General features: G+C 72.9%; 2 protein-coding genes. Both read right to left on the minus strand.

The genetic code is table 11. The features are described from left to right. Positions 1-35: 35 nt before the first annotated feature. Entirely contained in the window at positions 36-11,234 is an 11,199-nt protein-coding gene (locus QF035_RS22365; protein WP_307522260.1) for a non-ribosomal peptide synthetase, read from the minus strand. Next, the gene (locus QF035_RS22370) at positions 11,231-16,414 is read right to left on the minus strand and encodes a non-ribosomal peptide synthetase (RefSeq protein ID WP_307522262.1); all 5,184 of its coding nucleotides are present in this window, start codon (positions 16,412-16,414) and stop codon (positions 11,231-11,233) included. Before QF035_RS22370 ends, QF035_RS22365 begins: the two co-directional genes overlap by 4 nt. Positions 16,415-16,428 lie beyond the last annotated feature (14 nt).

Genomic DNA, 16,428 nt, shown 5'->3' on the forward strand with positions numbered 1-16,428 from the left:
CGCTTCGGGGCCGCGGGGTTGGGGAGCGGTGGGTGTCATGCGCGGTCCTCGTCGGTGACGACCGGGGCGAGCACCGCCGGGAGAGTGCCGGCCGTGGTCTCGGCGGAGCGCCAGTCGGCGGCCAGCCGCCCCCGGCCGAACGCGGCGTCGTCGCGTCCGAGTTCGGCCGTGAGGTGCTTGACGACGGCCTTGCCCGAGTCGGCGTTGGTCAGGGCCACGAACCCGGTGCCGCCGTGCAGTCGGCTGATCGCCATGTTCCAGTAGCCCGCGGGCTCGCCTCCGTGGCCGAACTCCAGGTCGTCGCCGGTGTCGTCGACGATCGTGCCGAGCCCGTAGAACGTGCCGCTCTCGCCCGCCAGCAGTTCGCGGGCCGACGCCTGTGGCAGGAGCGCGCCGGGCACCCCGAGCAGGGCGTCGCGGACGGCGACCACGAAGCGGGCGGTGTCGGCGGCCGTCGTCCACAGGCCCGCGGCGGCGAGATGGGCGCGTTCGCGCCAGCCGCCCGCGAGAGGCGTGCCGTGGGCGTCGTGGCCGAGGGCGACCGGCAGTCCGGAGGTACGGGGGTGGGCCTGGTCGAAGCTGGTGTCGGTGAGGCCGAGCGGGTCCAGCACCAGACGTCGCACGAGTGGCTCGAACGCCTCGCCGGTGGCGTCCTCCAGCAGCTGCTGGAGCACCCAGTAGTGCGTGCTGCTCTTGCGGAACACCTCGCCCGGCGGCAGCTCTCGGCGCACCCGCGCGGTGGTCGCCGGGGGCCGGCCTTCCAGCAGGTCGAGGAGGGTCGGCCGGGGCTCGCCCGGCCGGAACCCGACACTGCGGTGCCGGGCCAGCCCGGCCCGGTGCCCGAGCAGCATGCGTACGGTGACGGGGCCGGGGGCGGCCGGGTCGTCGGCGAGTTGCCAGGAGGTGAGGTAGGTGTCGATGCCGGCGTCCAGGTCGATCCGTCCCTCGTCGACCAGCCGCAGCACGGCGAACGCGGTGATGTGCTTGCTGAGGGAACCGACCTGGAACAGTGTCCGCCCGGTCACCGGCGCGGTTCCGTCCGCGGCCAGGACACCATGGCCCTCGACGGCCGCGATCGCGCCGTCGCGGATGACGGCGAGGGCGAGGCCGGGTACGTGGTGATCGGCCATGACGCCGTCCAGTCCCTCGACCAGGGCGGGCGTGGGCCCGCCCTGTGCCACCGCGCCGAGCAGAGCGGCGGCCTCGGCCCGCGATGCCCCGCCGTCCCCCTCCGGGTCTCCCCCGGCAGCCGCCTGCCTCAACAACGCGGCAAGCAACTCGGCAGGAACCTCGACCGTCGCGGGGGCACCCGCACCAGAGCCCGAAGCGGACGCCCCACTCCCGAAGCCCGGACCACCACGCCCGGTGCCCGGCGCACCGCTCTCAGAGCCCAGGGCACCACTCGCGGAGGCTGGTGCGCTGCCCTCAGCACCCGGGACACCAACTCCGGAGGACGAGGCACCAACGCCCACGCCCTCAGCGCCGACCACGGCACCCGACGCACCGCTCCCGGCCACCGGAGCACCACTCACGGAAGCCGGTGCACCGCTCTCCGAACCCGGCGCGCAGGCAGTCGTAGTCGGGCCAGAGGGCTCGGCGCCCGGAGCGCCACTCGTGATGCCGGGGGTGCCCTCCTCGGCACCGCCCGCCGACACGGGACCGTCGGACGACGCGGCACCGCCCGCCGACACGGTCGTGCCCGTCGGCCCGGGACCGCCCGTCCCCGCCACACCGCCGGCGGCGCCCGCGTCCGTGTCCACCGCTGCTGCCAGGTCGATCAGTGTGTCGTGCTGGTACATCCGGTAGATCGAGACCGCGAGGCCGGCCGCGCGGGCGGCCGCCAGGACCTTGATCATCAGGAGTGAGTGGCCGCCGAGGTCGAGGAAGCGGTCGTGGACCCCGATCTGCTCGACCCCCAGCACCTCGGACCAGATCGCGGCCAGCGCCCGCTCCGTGGGGGTGCGCGGCGGCACATGGTCCGAACCGGTGCGCAGGTCGGCCCTGTCCGGCACCGGCAGGGCACGCCGGTCGACCTTGCCGTTGGCGTTGAGCGGCATGGCCTCCAGGGCCACGAAGGCCGCGGGCACCATGTACTCGGGCAACCGGATGGCGCAGTGCGCGGTCAGGTCCTCCGGGGACGGCGCCAGGACGCCGGCATCGGGTGCGGCCGTCCAGTACGCGACCAGCCGCCGGTCCCCCGGCACCGGCTCGTGCACGCCGACGAAGGCGTCCCGGACGTCGGGGTGTCCGGCCAGCACGGCCTGGATCTCGCCGAGTTCGACCCGGTACCCGCGGATCTTGACCTGGTCGTCGATCCGCCCGAGGAACTCCACGTTCCCATCGGGCAGTTGACGCACCAGGTCACCGGTGCGGTACATCCGCGCACCCGGCACACTCCCGTACGGATCGGGCAGGAAACGCTCGGCCGTCAGATCCGGACGGCCCGCGTAGCCACGCGCCACACCCGTGCCGCCGACGTACAGCTCACCGGGGACGCCGACCGGGACCGGCTCCAGGGCCGCGTCCAGCACGTACACGCGCATGTTCGGCAACGGACGCCCGATCGGCACGACGTCCCGCCCGACGGCTCCGGTCACCGGGTACACGGTCGAACCGACGGACGCCTCGGTCGGACCGTACTCGTTGATCAGCCGGCCGGGGCCGAGGATGTCCAGGGACCGGTCGGCGGTCGCGCCGGGCAGGGCCTCGCCCGCGACCACTGTCACCGCGGCCAGCTCCTGGGCCTGCTCGGTGGTGAGCTGTTCGGCGAGCAGGTCGAGATGGCCGGGCGTCAGCTTGACGAAGCTGTACGGGGCGCCGGCCAGCAGCGCGCGGCCCAGCACGGACGGCTCGGTGTCCTGCGCCACGGCGAACACCCGCTGGCCGGTGACGAGCGGTGCCCACAGGTTGGGGACGATCAGGTCGAAGGCGACCGACGAGAACATCGGGGCGCCGCCGGTGCCCCGGGACGCCAACTCCCGCGCGGCCCAGGACACATGGTTGGCCAGACCCCGGTGGTGGACCTCGACGCCCTTGGGCGTGCCGGTCGAGCCGGAGGTGAAGATGACGTACGCCAGCCGGTCCAGGTCCAGGTCCTCCGTGCGGGCCGGCGCGGACGCCGGCAGTGCGCTGACGTCGTCCTCCGCGAGAAGGACGTCCGTGCCGCCGAAGCGGTCCCGGTACGCCTCCGACGTGATCGCCACCCGCGCGCCCGACGTCCTGACGACTGCGGCGACACGCTCGGCCGGGTAGGCCGGGTCGACCGGCACGTACGCACCGCCCGCCTTCCACACCGCGAGCAGCGCGGCGATCAGTTCGGGACCCCGGTCGAGCTGGACCGCGACCCGTGCCTCGGCATCGACACCGCGGGCCCGCAGGGCGTGGGCAAGACGGTTGGCGCGGGCGTCCAGGTCGGCGTAGGAGACCGTGTGCTCGCCGAGGGTGACCGCCGGGGCCCCCGGGACCCGGGCCGCCTGTTCCTCGAAGCGCCGGAGCACGGACGAGGTCTCGGCCTCGTACGCCGTGTCGTTCCACTCGGCCAGCTGCCGCTCCCGCTCGTCCGCCGGCAGCGGCACCGCGCGTGCGTCGCCCGTCGGGTCCTGCGCCATGGCGGACAGGACTCCGGCGTACAGCGCGGTGAGCCGGTCGGCGTCCGCACGGGAGAGGGCGTGCGTGTGCGTGGTCATCAGCAGGTAGCCGGAGACGGCCGACACCGCGAGGTCGAACTCCGTGGCGCCCTCGCCGGAGCTGCCGGCGACGTCGACGCGCTCGGTGTCGACGTGGTCGAAGTCCTGATAGCTGAAGCGGACGTTGAGCAGCCGCGCGGTGCCGGCGTCGCGCTGGATGGCCGGCATCGGGTAGCGGCGGTGCTCCCACATGCCCGCCTCGTGGGCGAACACCTCGCGGACCAGTTCCTCCCAGGTGCGGTCGCGGTCGCTGTCGAAGGCGAAGGGCAGGGTGTTGAGGTACATGCCGTAGACCCGGTCGGCGCCCGGCGCCTCGGGGCGGGCGCTGAACACGAGCCCCGAGTGGAACCGGCTCTCCTCGGTGAGCAGGCTCAGCGCCTTGAGATGAGCGGCGAGCAGCACGCTCTTGAGGGAGACCCGGGCCCGCTGGGCGAGGGTGCGCAGCCCCTGTTCGTACGGGCGCAGCTCCACGGCGACCCGGAACCGCTCCCGCTCGGCCGTGCGGTCCCCGGCCCAGGCGGACGGAAGGGAGAACCGCGCGTACCCGCTGGTGACGTCGTGCCAGTGGGCGCTGTCCGCCTCCGACTCCAGCGAGCCCAGCTCGGCGGCGACGAAGTCGGCGTAGCGCACGGGCGGTACGGGCACCTGGGCGGGGCCCTCGCCGTCGCGGACGCGCCGGTACTCGTCCAGCAGTTCCATGAGGAGCGAGCGGTGGCTCCAGCCCTCGGTGATGGCATGGCAGACGGTGAGGCCGAGGCGCCAGCCGTCGTCCTCGACATGCGCGGTCATCCGCAGCAGCGGCGCCTGTGCGAGGTCGAACAGGTCGGCGCGCTCGCGGGTGACGAACTCCTCGACCGTGCGCCGCCGTTCGTCCGCGTCCAGGCCGGCCAGGTCGTGGACGGCGACCGGGATCACCGCCTCGCGGTGCACCACCTGGAGCGGCTGGGTGCAGCCGTCGAGGTGGAAGGAGGTGCGGAGCATCTCGTGGCGTGCGGCGACGACGTCGGCGGCCGTTCGCAGGGCGGTCGCGGAGAAGGGCTCGGTCTCCTTGATCCGGAAGGACGAGACGTTGTGGTAGGCGTGTCCGGTGTCGTCGGCGAGCATCTCCAGGACCATGCCGAGCTGCACCTGGGTCAGCGGGTACGCGTCCACGGCGTCGGCCGGCAGCAGGTCCCGGTCGCCGGGTGTGATCAGCGCGAACCGTTCCACGGGCACGTCGACCTCGGTGCGCGCGGGCCGCCCGGTGAGGAACTCGCCGAGTTCGGCGACCGTACGGTGCTCGAAGACGTCCCGCACCCCGATGTCGAAGCCGGCCGCGCGCAGGGCGCCCACGAGCGCGACGGCACGGATGGAGTGCCCGCCGAGTTCGAAGAACCCGTCCTCGACCCCGACCCGCTCCAGGCCCAGCACCTGGGCCCACACCTCGGCGATACGCTCCTCGGTGACGGTGCGCGGGGCGACATGACCGTCGTCCGTCGCGTCGACGACGGGGCCCGGCGCGGGCAGGGCCCGCCGGTCCACCTTGCCGTTGGCGTTCAGGGGCAGCTCGTCGAGGGCGGTCAGGGTCGCCGGGACCATGTACTCGGGCAGCCGGGCGGCGAGGTGCGCGCGCAGGGTGTCGGAGGGGACGACGGGCGCGCAGTAGGCGGCGAGTTCGCCGTCCACGGTGGTGACGAAGGCGTCCCGGACGTCGGAGTGGTCGGCCAGCACGGCCTGGATCTCTCCGAGTTCGACGCGGTAGCCGCGGATCTTGACCTGGTCGTCGAGCCGGCCGAGGAACTCGATGGTCCCGTCCGGCAGTTGACGCACCAGGTCACCGGTGCGGTAGAGGCGGGCGCCGGAGGTGTTCCCGTACGGGTCGGGCAGGAAGCGCTCCGCCGTCAGGTCCGGCCGCCCCGCATAGCCGCGGGCGACGCCCGTGCCGCCGACGTACAACTCGCCGGCCACCCCGACCGGGACCGGCTGCAGGGCCGCGTCCAGCACATACGTGGTCATGTTCGGCAGCGGGCGACCGATCGGCAGCACATCGGCGTCCGCATCGGCCGGGACCGGGTGGACCGTTGTGCCCACGGAGGCCTCGGTCGGGCCGTACTCGTTGATCAGGCGGGTGTCCGGAGCCAGTGCACGCCAGCGTTCCAGCGTCGTCCGGGTGAACGCCTCCCCCGCCACCACCAGCACCGGAGCGAGCCCGCTCGCCTCCTCCGGTGTCAACTGCTGGGCGAGAATGTCGAGGTGCCCCGGCGTCAGCTTGACGAAGGCGTACGGGGCTCGTGCCATGAGGCGCGCACCCAGATCACCGAGGTCCGCGTCCTGCCCGACCATGTGCACGGTCTGGCCGGTGACGAGGGGCGCCCACAGATTCGGCACGACCAGGTCGAACGCCACCGACGAGAACAGCGGCGCACCGCCCTCGCCCTGGGAGGCCAACTCCCGTGCAGCCCAGGCGACATGGTTGGCAAGACCCCGGTGGTGCACCTCCACACCCTTGGGCACACCGGTCGAGCCCGACGTGAAGATGACATACGCCAGCCGCTCCAGGTCGTCGGTCCGGGCAGGCGCCGACACCGGCAGACGGATCAACGCCTCCGCCGGGACCTCCGTCAACGTCACCACCGCGCCGGAGACCTCACGCATCGCCGCAACCCGCTCGGCCGGGTAGGACGGGTCGACCGGCACATACGCGCCGCCCGCCTTCCACACCGCCAGCAACGCCGTCAGCAGATCCGGCCCACGGTCCAGCCGCACCAGCACACGCGACTCGGCGGCCACACCCAGACCACGCAGATGATGCGCCAACTGATTGGCCCGCGCATCCAGTTCACCGTACGAGAGGGAGCTGCTCTCACCGGCCACGGCGATCGCCAGCGGCGTGCGCGCGGCCTGCTCCTCGAACCGCTGCAGCACCGAGGCACGCTCCGCCTCGAACACCGTGTCGTTCCACTCCACCAACTGCCGCTCCCGCTCCCCCACCGGCAGGAACGACGCCTGCGCATCACCCTCCGCATCCCCGGCCATCGCCTCCAGAACCTGGCGCAGCATGGCCGCCAGACGATCCGTGCCGGTGCGGCTCAGGGCGCGCGGGGACGCGGTGAGAACCAGGTGGCCGACGCGGGCCGAGACTCCGAGCGGGAACTCGGTGGGGCTGTCGTCGATGCTCACCAGGTAGTCGACCTGCTCGCGGTCGACCTGGTCGAAGTCGTGGTAGCTGAAGCGCATGTCGATCAGCCGCTCGCCGTCGGCGAGTTCGCGCTGGATGACCGGCATCGGGTAGGTGCGGTGCGGCCACAGTCCGATCTCGCGGGCGAAGACCTGTCCGACGAGCTCGCGCCAGGTGGCGGCGGTGCGGTCGTACGCGAACGGCAGCGTGTTCAGGTGCATGCCGTAGACGCGGTCGGCGCCGAGCACCTCGGGCCGGGCGTTGCACACCAGTCCGGTGAAGAACCGGTCCTCTTCGGTGAGCATGCTGAGTGTCTTCAGATGTGCCGCGTGCAGCACGCTCTTGAGCGAGGCTCCGGCCTTGGTGGCCAGGGCGCGCAGCCGGTCCTCCAGATCGTGGAAGGGCACGGGCACGCGGTAGGGGGCGCCGGTGTCCGCCGGGTCACCCCTCCACGGGGCGGGCACGGTCAGCCGGGCGTGGTCGTCGACGACGGACTGCCAGTGGGCGCGGGAGTCGGCGGAGGCGAGCACGTCGAGCTCGGCGGCGACGAAGTCGGCGAAGCGGGTGGCCGGCCGGGCCGGCTCGGAGGGTTCCGCACCGTCCCGGACGCGCCCGTACTCCTCAAGGACCTCCATGAGCAGGGAGTGATGGCTCCAGCCGTCGAGGATCGCGTGGCACTCGGTGTTGGTGATCCACCAACTGCCGTCGCCCGCCACGTGCGCGTACAGGCGCAGCAGCGGCGGGGTCGCCAGGTCGAACAGCCGGGAGCGTTCCAGTGCGGTGAACTCCCGCAAGGACGCCTGCAGTTCGTCCTCCGTGAGAGGGGAGAGATCTCGGGCGCCGACCGGCATCTCGGCGGTGTCGTGGACGAGTTGCATCGGCACGGAGAAACCGGTGAGGTCGAAGGAGGTGCGCAGCACCTCGTGGCGGCCCGTGACGACCGCGGCGGCCTGCCGGAGCGCCTCCGCGGAGAAGGGCCGCTCGTCACGGATCCGGAACGACGTGACGTTGTGGTACGGGTGTTTGCCGTCGTCCGTCAGCATCTCGACGACCATGCCGAGCTGCACCTGGGACAGCGGGTAGGCGTCGGCGAGCCCTTCGGGCAGCCGCTCGCGGTCCGCGTCGGACAGCAGGGAGAACGGCTCCACGGTGCGGTCGGCGTCCGCCGGTGCCGGGCGCCCGGTGACCAGTTCGGCGATCCGGGCGACCGTGCGGTACTCGAAGACGTCGCGCACGGCGAGGTCGAAGCCGATCGCGCGGAGCCGGCCGACCAGGGCGACGGCGCGGATCGAGTGGCCGCCGAGGTCGAAGAACCCGTCCTCGACGCCGACCTGCTCCAGGCCGAGCACGTCGGCCCACACCTCGGCGATGCGCTGCTCGGTGACAGTGCGCGGGGCGACATGTCCGGACGTACCCAGCGCCTCCTGGCCGGGGGCGGGCAGTGCGCGCTTGTCGAGCTTGCCGTTGGTGGTCAGCGGGAGGGCGTCCAGCGCGACGAACGCGGCCGGGACCATGTACTCGGGCAGCTGCCCGGCCAGGTGGGAGCGCAGGTCTCCGGGAACGGGGGCCGTGTCGGAGGCCGGGGTCACATACGCGACGAGGCGCTTGTCGCCGGGGGCGTCCTCGCGGACGAGGACGACGGCGTCACGGACCTGCGGATGCGCGGCCAGCGCGGTCTCTATCTCACCGAGCTCGATACGGAACCCGCGGATCTTGACCTGGTCGTCGATCCGGCCCAGGAACTCCAGACCGCCGTCGGGCAGCCGACGCGCCAGATCACCGCTCTTGTACAGCCGCGAACCCGCAGGACCGTACGGGTCCGGCACGAACCGCTCGGCCGTCAGCTCCGGCCGGTTCAGATAGCCACGCGCCACACCCGGACCACCCACATGGATCTCACCCGGCACACCGACCGGAGTCAGGTCACCATTGCCGTCGAGCAGATACACGCGCAGGTCGGCCAGCGGGTGGCCGACCGGGTTGCCCGCCTGCGGGTCCAGATCGCGTTCGGTCAGACGGTGGTACGTGGTGTGGACCGTCGTCTCGGTGATCCCGTACATGTTGACCAGAGCGATCCGGTCGAGCCCCAACCGGTCGGTCCACGGGCGCAGTTCGGACACCTCCAGCTTCTCGCCGGCGAACACCACCGCGCGCAGCGACAGATCGGCGTCGGTGCCGATCAGCGAACGGAAGGCGGACGGTGTCTGGTTGAGTACCGTCACCCGCTCCCGCACCAGCAGGTCCAGGAACTCCTCGGGCGAGCGCGTCACGCCATACGGGACGACGACCAGCCGGCCACCGTGCAGCAACGCACCCCACATCTCCCACACCGAGACATCGAAGGCATAGCTGTGGAACAGCGGCCACACATCCGTCTCGTCGAACGCGTAGTGCTCCTGACCCCGCTCCAGCAGCCGCACAACATTCGCGTGCGTGAGAGCGACGCCCTTCGGCCTCCCCGTCGAACCCGACGTGTAGATCGTGTAGACCAGGTTCTCCGGGCTGCCGGCAACGGCCGGGTTCGACTCCGGCTGCTCCAGCTCCTCCTGCTCCTCGCCGACGAGCAGCAGCTCCACGTCGAAAAGATGCGCGTACTCGGCCGTGGTCACCACCACCGGCGCCTGCGCGTCCTCCACGATGTACGCGATCCGGTCCGCAGGATTCGCCGGATCCAACGGCAGATACCCCGCACCCGACTTCAAGATCCCGAGGAGAGCCGGTATCAGCTCGACACCGCGCTCCAGGCACAGCCCGACCAACACCTCCGGGCCGACGCCCCTGGCGATCAAAGCGTGCGCAATCCGGTTCGCCCGCGCGTTCAGCTGCGCATACGTCAGATCAGCACCCTCGAAAGAGAGAGCAACCGCGTCCGGAGTCCGCGCCACCTGCTCCTCGAACACCTCATGCACCCGACGCGTCACCGGCCGCGGGTCCTCGGAGGCACCCAGCAGCACGGCCCGTTCGGCGTCGCCGAGGATCTCGTACGAGGAGACCGGCGCGCCGGGGTCGGTGGCGATCCCGTCGAGCAGGCGCAGCAGGTGGCCGGAGAAGCGTTCCACCGTGGCGCGGTCGAACAGCGCGGTGGCGTACTCCAGGTGTCCGGCGAGCGAGCCGTCCGCGCCGTCGCGGATCTGGAGGTCGAGGTCGAACTTGGCGACGCGGCCCGTGCCCTGGAACGGTGTCACCTCGACGCCGGGGAACGCGAACGCCGAGCCCCGGTCGCCGTGCATCGTGAACGCGACCTGGAAGAGCGGGGTGCGCGACAGGTCGCGCTCGGGGCTCAGGGCCTCCACGACCTGGGCGAAGGCGACGTCCTGGTGGTCGTAGGCGTCCAGGACCGTGGCGCGGGTGCGGCCGAGGAGGTCGGTGAAGGCGGGGTCGCCGGTCAGGTCGCCGCGCATCACCAGGCTGTTGATGCCGTAGCCGATGAGCTGCTGGAGTTCGGGGCGGCCGCGGCCGGAGACGACGGTGCCGACGGCGATGTCGGTGCGGCCGGTGTAGCGGGCCAGCAGGCTCTGGTAGGCGGCGAGGAACAGCGTGAACAGTGTGCTGTCGTGCCGGGCGGCGAGGCCGCGCAGCCGTGCCGCGAGGGCGTCCGGGATCCGGAAGGCGACCGTGGCACCCGCGCCGTCGCGGACGGCCGGGCGCGGCCGGTCGGTGGGCAGTTCGAGGGGTACGAGGTCCGCCAGCTGCCCCTTCCAGTAGCCGAGATGGCGGTCGATGACCTCGCCGGTCAGTTCGGCGCGCTGCCAGGCCGCGTAGTCCGCGTACTGCACGGTGAGGGGGGCCGGCGTGGTGCCCGCGTACAGCTCGCTGAGCTCCTGCCCGAACACACCCGTGGACCAGGCGTCGCAGGCGATGTGGTGGAACACGACCGCGAGGACGTGCTCATCGTCGGCGAGCCGGATCAGGCGGCCCCGCACCGGCCGGTCGCGGCCGAGGTCGAACGGTCGGGCCAGGTCCGCCTCGACGAGGCGGCGGGCCGCCTCGTCGTCCGTGGCCTCGGACACGTCGAGAGGCGCGGAGCACGGGGCGTCGACGATCTGCACCGGCTCGTCGCCGTCCAGGGCGTAGCGGGTACGCAGGATCTCGTGCCGCTCCAGCAGGGCCTGCCAGGCCCGGCCGAGTGCCTCGGTGTCCAGGGCGCCGCGCAGCCTGAGGACGAGCGGAACCAGGTACTCGGGGCTGTCGGGCTCCAGGCGGCTGAGGAACCACATCTGCTGCTGGCCGTACGACAGCGGCAGCGGGGCCTCGCGGTCGGCGCGGGGGATCTCCGCTCGGCGGACGGCGCCGGCGCTCCGGCCCGCGAGCCTGCGGCGCAGCAGTTCGGCGCGGAGCGCTTCTGCTTCGGCCTCCGAGACGGTGCGCTTCTCCATTTCCCCGGTGCTCATGCCTGGTGCTCCTTGGTCGGCGAAGGGTTGTTCGCGAGGTCTGTGGTGTGCGCGGAGTCCGCGGCATGCGTGGGGTCCGCGAGGTCCGCGTCGCGCAGCAGCTCGGCGTCCGAGAGCACGGCTATCTGCGCCGTGACCCGCTCCTCGACGGTGGCCGCGAGGCGCGCGATCGTCGGTCCTTCGAAGACCGTGCGGACGGCGAAGTCGATCTCGAACTCCCGCTGGATGCACGAGATGAGACGGATCGCGAGGATCGAGTTGCCGCCGATGTGGAAGAAGTTGTCGTGCCTGCCCGCCTGGACGCCGAGCAGTTCGCTCCAGATCTCGGCGACACGCTCCTCGACGGGTCCGCTGGGCGCGGTGTGCTCCTCGCCGTCGGCGGCCTGCCCGGGGGCGGGCAGGGCCTTCCGGTCGACCTTCCCGTTGGCGTTGACCGGGAGGGCGTCGAGGGCGGTGAAGGTGGCCGGGATCATGTAGTCGGGCAGGGACGCGGCGAGGTGCTCGCGCAGCACGTCGGCGGCGATGTCCGCCGGCGTGCAGTACGCGGCCAGCTCGCCGTCGACGGTGACCACACAGGCGTCGCGGACGTCGGGGTGGCCGGCGAGTACGGTCCGGATCTCGCCGAGTTCCACGCGGTGCCCGCGGATCTTGACCTGGTCGTCGATCCGGCCGAGGAAGGCGATGTTCCCGTCGGCCAGGCGGCGGGTGAGGTCGCCGGTGCGGTACAGGCGGGCGCCGGGCGTGCTCCCGTACGGGTCGGGCACGAAGCGCTCGGCGGTCAGTTCGGGGCGGCCCGCGTAGCCACGGGCCACGCCCGCCCCGCCGACGTACAGCTCACCGGTGACACCGGCCGGGACCGGCTCCAGGGCCGCGTCGAGCACGTACATCGTCATGTTGGGCAGTGGCCGGCCGATCGGCAGGACGTCGGGGATGCCGACGGCGCCCTCCTGCGGGACGGGGTAGACGGAGGTGCCCACGGAGGCCTCGGTCGGTCCGTACTCGTTGATGAGCCGCATGTCCGGGGCGAGTTCACGCCAGCGCTCCAGGGTCGAGCGGGTGAACGCCTCGCCCGCGACCACCATGACCGGGGCCAGCGCACCCGCCTGGGCCGGGGTCAGCTGGAGTGCCAGGATGTCGAGATGACTGGGCGTCAGCTTGATGAAGCTGAACGGCTCGGCCTCCGCGAGCCGCTTGCCCAGCTCGGACATGTCGGTGTCCTGCGGCAGCAGGAACAGCCGCTGCCCGGTGACCAGCGGCGTCCACAGGTTGGGCACGACCAGGTCGAAGGCGACCGAGGAGAACAGGGCGGCTCCGCCGTAGTCCTGGCCGGCGAGTTCGCGGGCCGCCCAGGCGACATGGCCCGCCAGGCCGCGGTGCGTGACCTCGACGCCCTTCGGCGTGCCGGTCGAGCCCGAGGTGAAGATGGTGTACGCGAGCCGGTCCAGGTCACGGGTCCGGGCGGGCGCGGCGGCGGGGCGCGCGGCGATCTCGTCGGCGTCCGCGTCGACGAGCAGGAGCCGGGCACCTGACGAGGCGAAGCGGTTCGCGTACACGGAGGCGGTCACCACCGTGCGGGCGTCGGCCGCCCGGCACATCGCGGCGATGCGCTCGGCCGGGTAGGACGGATCGACCGGCACATAGGCGCCGCCCGCCTTCCACACCGCCAGCAGCGCGGTGACCAGCTCGGGCCCCCGGTCGAGGAGGACGGCGACCCGCGACTCGGCGCCCACGCACCGGGTGCGCAGGTGGTGCGCCAGCCGGTTCGCGGCGGCGTCCAGTTCGCCGTACGTCACGGTCTGCGCGCCGAAGGTCAGGGCGGTGCGCCCGGGCGCGCTGCGGGCCTGCTCCTCGAAGAGCTCGAAGACGGCCTTCTCGTCCGTCTCGTACGCCGTGTCGTTCCAGCCGGTGAGCAGCAGGCGGCGTTCGTCGTCGTCGAGCAGCGCGATCGCGCCCAGGGGGGTGTCGGGGTGCGTGGCGACCTGCTCCAGGAGGGTCAGGAAGTGGCCGGTCAGCTGCTCGGCCGTGGAGCGGTCGAACAACGAGGTGGCGTATTCGACGACACCGTCGAGGGAGCCGTCGGGGGTCTGCCGCATGAACAGCGACAGGTCGGTCTTGGCCACCTGCCAGGCCTCGGTGAACGCGGCCAGGTCCGCGTCCTGGGTGACGACACTGGTCACGCCCTCGCTGTGCAGGTCGAAGGCGACCTGGTAGAGCGGCGTGCGGGACAGGTCGCGCTCGGGCTGCAGCTCGTCGACGAGGTGCTCGAAGGGCAGCTCCTGGTGGACGAAGGCGGCGCGGGCCGCGTCCCGGACCCGGCCCAGGGCCTCGGTGAAGCTCAGGTCGGCGCCCAGGCCGCAGCGGACGACCAGCGAGTTGAGGAAGAAGCCGACCATGTTCTCGGTCTCGGGCCGGGTGCGGCCCGCCACCGGGGTGCCGACCGGGACGTCCCACTGGCCGCTGTAGCGGGCGACCAGGGTCGCGTAGGCGGTCAGCAGCGTCATGAACGGGGTGGCTCCCTGTGCGCGGCCCAACTCGACGAGCTGTGCGGCCAGTTCGGGGCTGATCCGGAAGGGGACCACCGCTCCGCGCGGGTCACGGACCGCCGGGCGGGGCCGGTCGACGGGCAGGTCGAGGGGGACGATGCCGTCGAGGGCGGCGCGCCAGTGGGCCAGCTCGCGCTCGATGACGTCGTCGGTGAGGCGGGCGTGCTGCCACGCGCCGTAGTCCGCGTACTGGAGGGACAGGTCGGGCAGTCGCGGCTCGCGCTCCTCCAGCCGGGCCGCGCACAGCTCGCGCAGCTCCCGCTCCAGCAGGACCGTCGACCAGCCGTCGCAGGTGATGTGGTGCATCGTCAGGAGCAGCAGATGGTCCTCACCGGGGACCCGGACGAGCAGCGCCCGCCACAGCGGCCCGGCGGCGAGGTCGAAGCCGCGTGCGAACTGCTCGCCGAAGAGCGCGGGCACCCCGTCCCGGGTGGCGTCCTCGACGCGCAGTTCGACACCGGCCGCGCCGGGATCGTCGATGACCTGCAGCGGCTCACCGCCCCGGTCGACGTACCGGGTGCGCAGCGGCTCGTACCGCGCGGCCAGCGCGGCCAGCGCGGTCCGTACGGCCTCGTCGTCCAGCGCGGCCGGCAGCCGCAGGAAGAGGGGGGCGACCCACTCGGGGCTGCCGGGGTGCATCCGGTCCAGGAACCACAGACGGCGCTGCCCCGAGGAGAGGGGGAGGTCGGCGTCGCGGGGAACGGGAAGGATGTCCGGTCCGTCGTCGACGGCCTGAGCACGACCGCCGGAGCCACCGGCCACGGGGCCGTCGACGGCCCTTTGCGCAGTACCTTCCGCAGTCCCTTCCGTCGCGGCGTCGTTGCCGGCCACCGGCACTCCGGTGCCCCGGGTGTCGGAGGCCGCCGCTCCCGCCGCACCGGCGGTCGCGCCGACCAGCTCGGCCTGCGCCGCCACGGTCGTCGCCGCGAACAGACCTCGCAGCGACACCTTCTCGCCGGACGCGGCGCGCAGCCGCGCCGCCAGGCGGGTCAGCTGCAGCGAGGTGCCGCCGAGGGCGAAGAAGTCGTCGAACGCACCGACCCGGTCGAGCCCGAGCAGCTCCGCCCAGACCCCGGCGACGAGTTCCTCGGCCGCGTCGCGCGGCGCGGTGAACGCGGGCTGCTCCGCGGCGACGATCTCGTCGGGGGCGGGCAGCATGGTCCGGTCGACCTTGCCGTTGGCCAGGAGCGGGAACGCGTCGACCACATGGAAGAAGGCGGGGACATGACTGTCCGGCAGCCGCTCGGCCAGGAAGCCGCGCAGCTCGCCGGTGTCCAGGTCGCCGCTCACGATCAGATGCGCGGCCAGCCGCTTGCCGCCGTCGTCCGCCGCGTACGGCGTGACGACCGCGCCGGTGACGGCCGGGTGCGCGGCCAGCGCGGCCTCGACCTCGGCGGGCTCGATGCGGACGCCGTTGACCTTCACCTGGTGGTCGAGCCGGCCCAGGTACTCCAGCGTGTGGTCGGCGCGCCAGCGCACCTGGTCGCCGGTGCGGTAGAGGCGGTCGCCCGGCTCGGTGGCGTACGGGTCGGGCACGAAGGACTCTGCGGTCAGATCGGGGCGGCCCGCGTAGCCGCGGGCGACACCGACGCCGCCCGCGTACAGCTCACCGGGGACTCCGACGGGCACGGGCAGCCCGTTCGGGTCGAGGACGAGAACGCGCATGCCGGGCAGGGGGCGGCCGATGGGGACGGGACCGGTGGTGAGGGCGGAGTCGACAAGCTGGGCGGTGGCGTCGATGGAGCACTCGGTGGGACCGTAGGTGTTCCAGATCTCAAGTCCGGTGCCGGCCCGCTCGCGCAGCCGCGTGACGAGTTCGGCGTGCAGGGCCTCGCCCGCGGAGAACAGCAGCCTGAGCGAGCCGCAGCCGCTCCAGTCGCCCTCCTCCACGAGCAGCCGCAGCACCGACGGCACGACCTGGAGCACGGTGACGTCGTGGTCGGCGACCGCGCGCAGCAGCGCGGCCGGGTCGCGCTCGGCACCCGCCGGGGCGAGCACCACCGCGGCGCCGCTGACCAGGGGCGCGAAGATCTCCCAGACGGCCGCGTCGAACCCGATCGTGGTCTTCTGCAGGATGCGGTCACCGGCGCCGAGCCCGTGCAGCCGGACGGTCCAGCCGACGCGGTGCGCGATGCCCGCGTGGGTGACCGCGACCGCCTTGGGCCTGCCGGTCGAGCCGGAGGTGAACACGGCGTACGCGACGTTGGCGGGATCCGCGACGGGCAGTTCGGCCGGCTCGTCCGGGGAGCTGTGGACCTCCTCGGGCCCGACACGCCGGGCGCCGGCGTCGCGCACCGCGCCCTCCAGGGCCGGGCCGGCCAGCACCAGGCGGGCCCCTGCCTCCCGGACCAGGCCTGAGAGGCGCGCGGGCGGCTGAACGGGGTCGAGCGGGACGTATCCCGCGCCGGCCCGCCAGACGCCCAGCAGCGCGACGACCAGGTCGACGCCGCGGGGCAGGCTCACCCCGACGAGCGTGTCGGGCCCCGCACCCAGGTCCCGCAGGTGGCGGGCCATGCGCAGGGACGCACGATCCAGCTCCTCGTACGACACCGCCCGGGTGCCGTCGATGACGGCGGCCGCGTGCGGGGTACGGAACGCCTGCTCGGCGAAGCGTTCCGAAAGCAGTTCGGCGTTCACGGTTACTCCTGTCA

It is taken from the genome of Streptomyces umbrinus, from assembly GCF_030817415.1.
Lineage (GTDB): Bacteria > Actinomycetota > Actinomycetes > Streptomycetales > Streptomycetaceae > Streptomyces > Streptomyces umbrinus_A.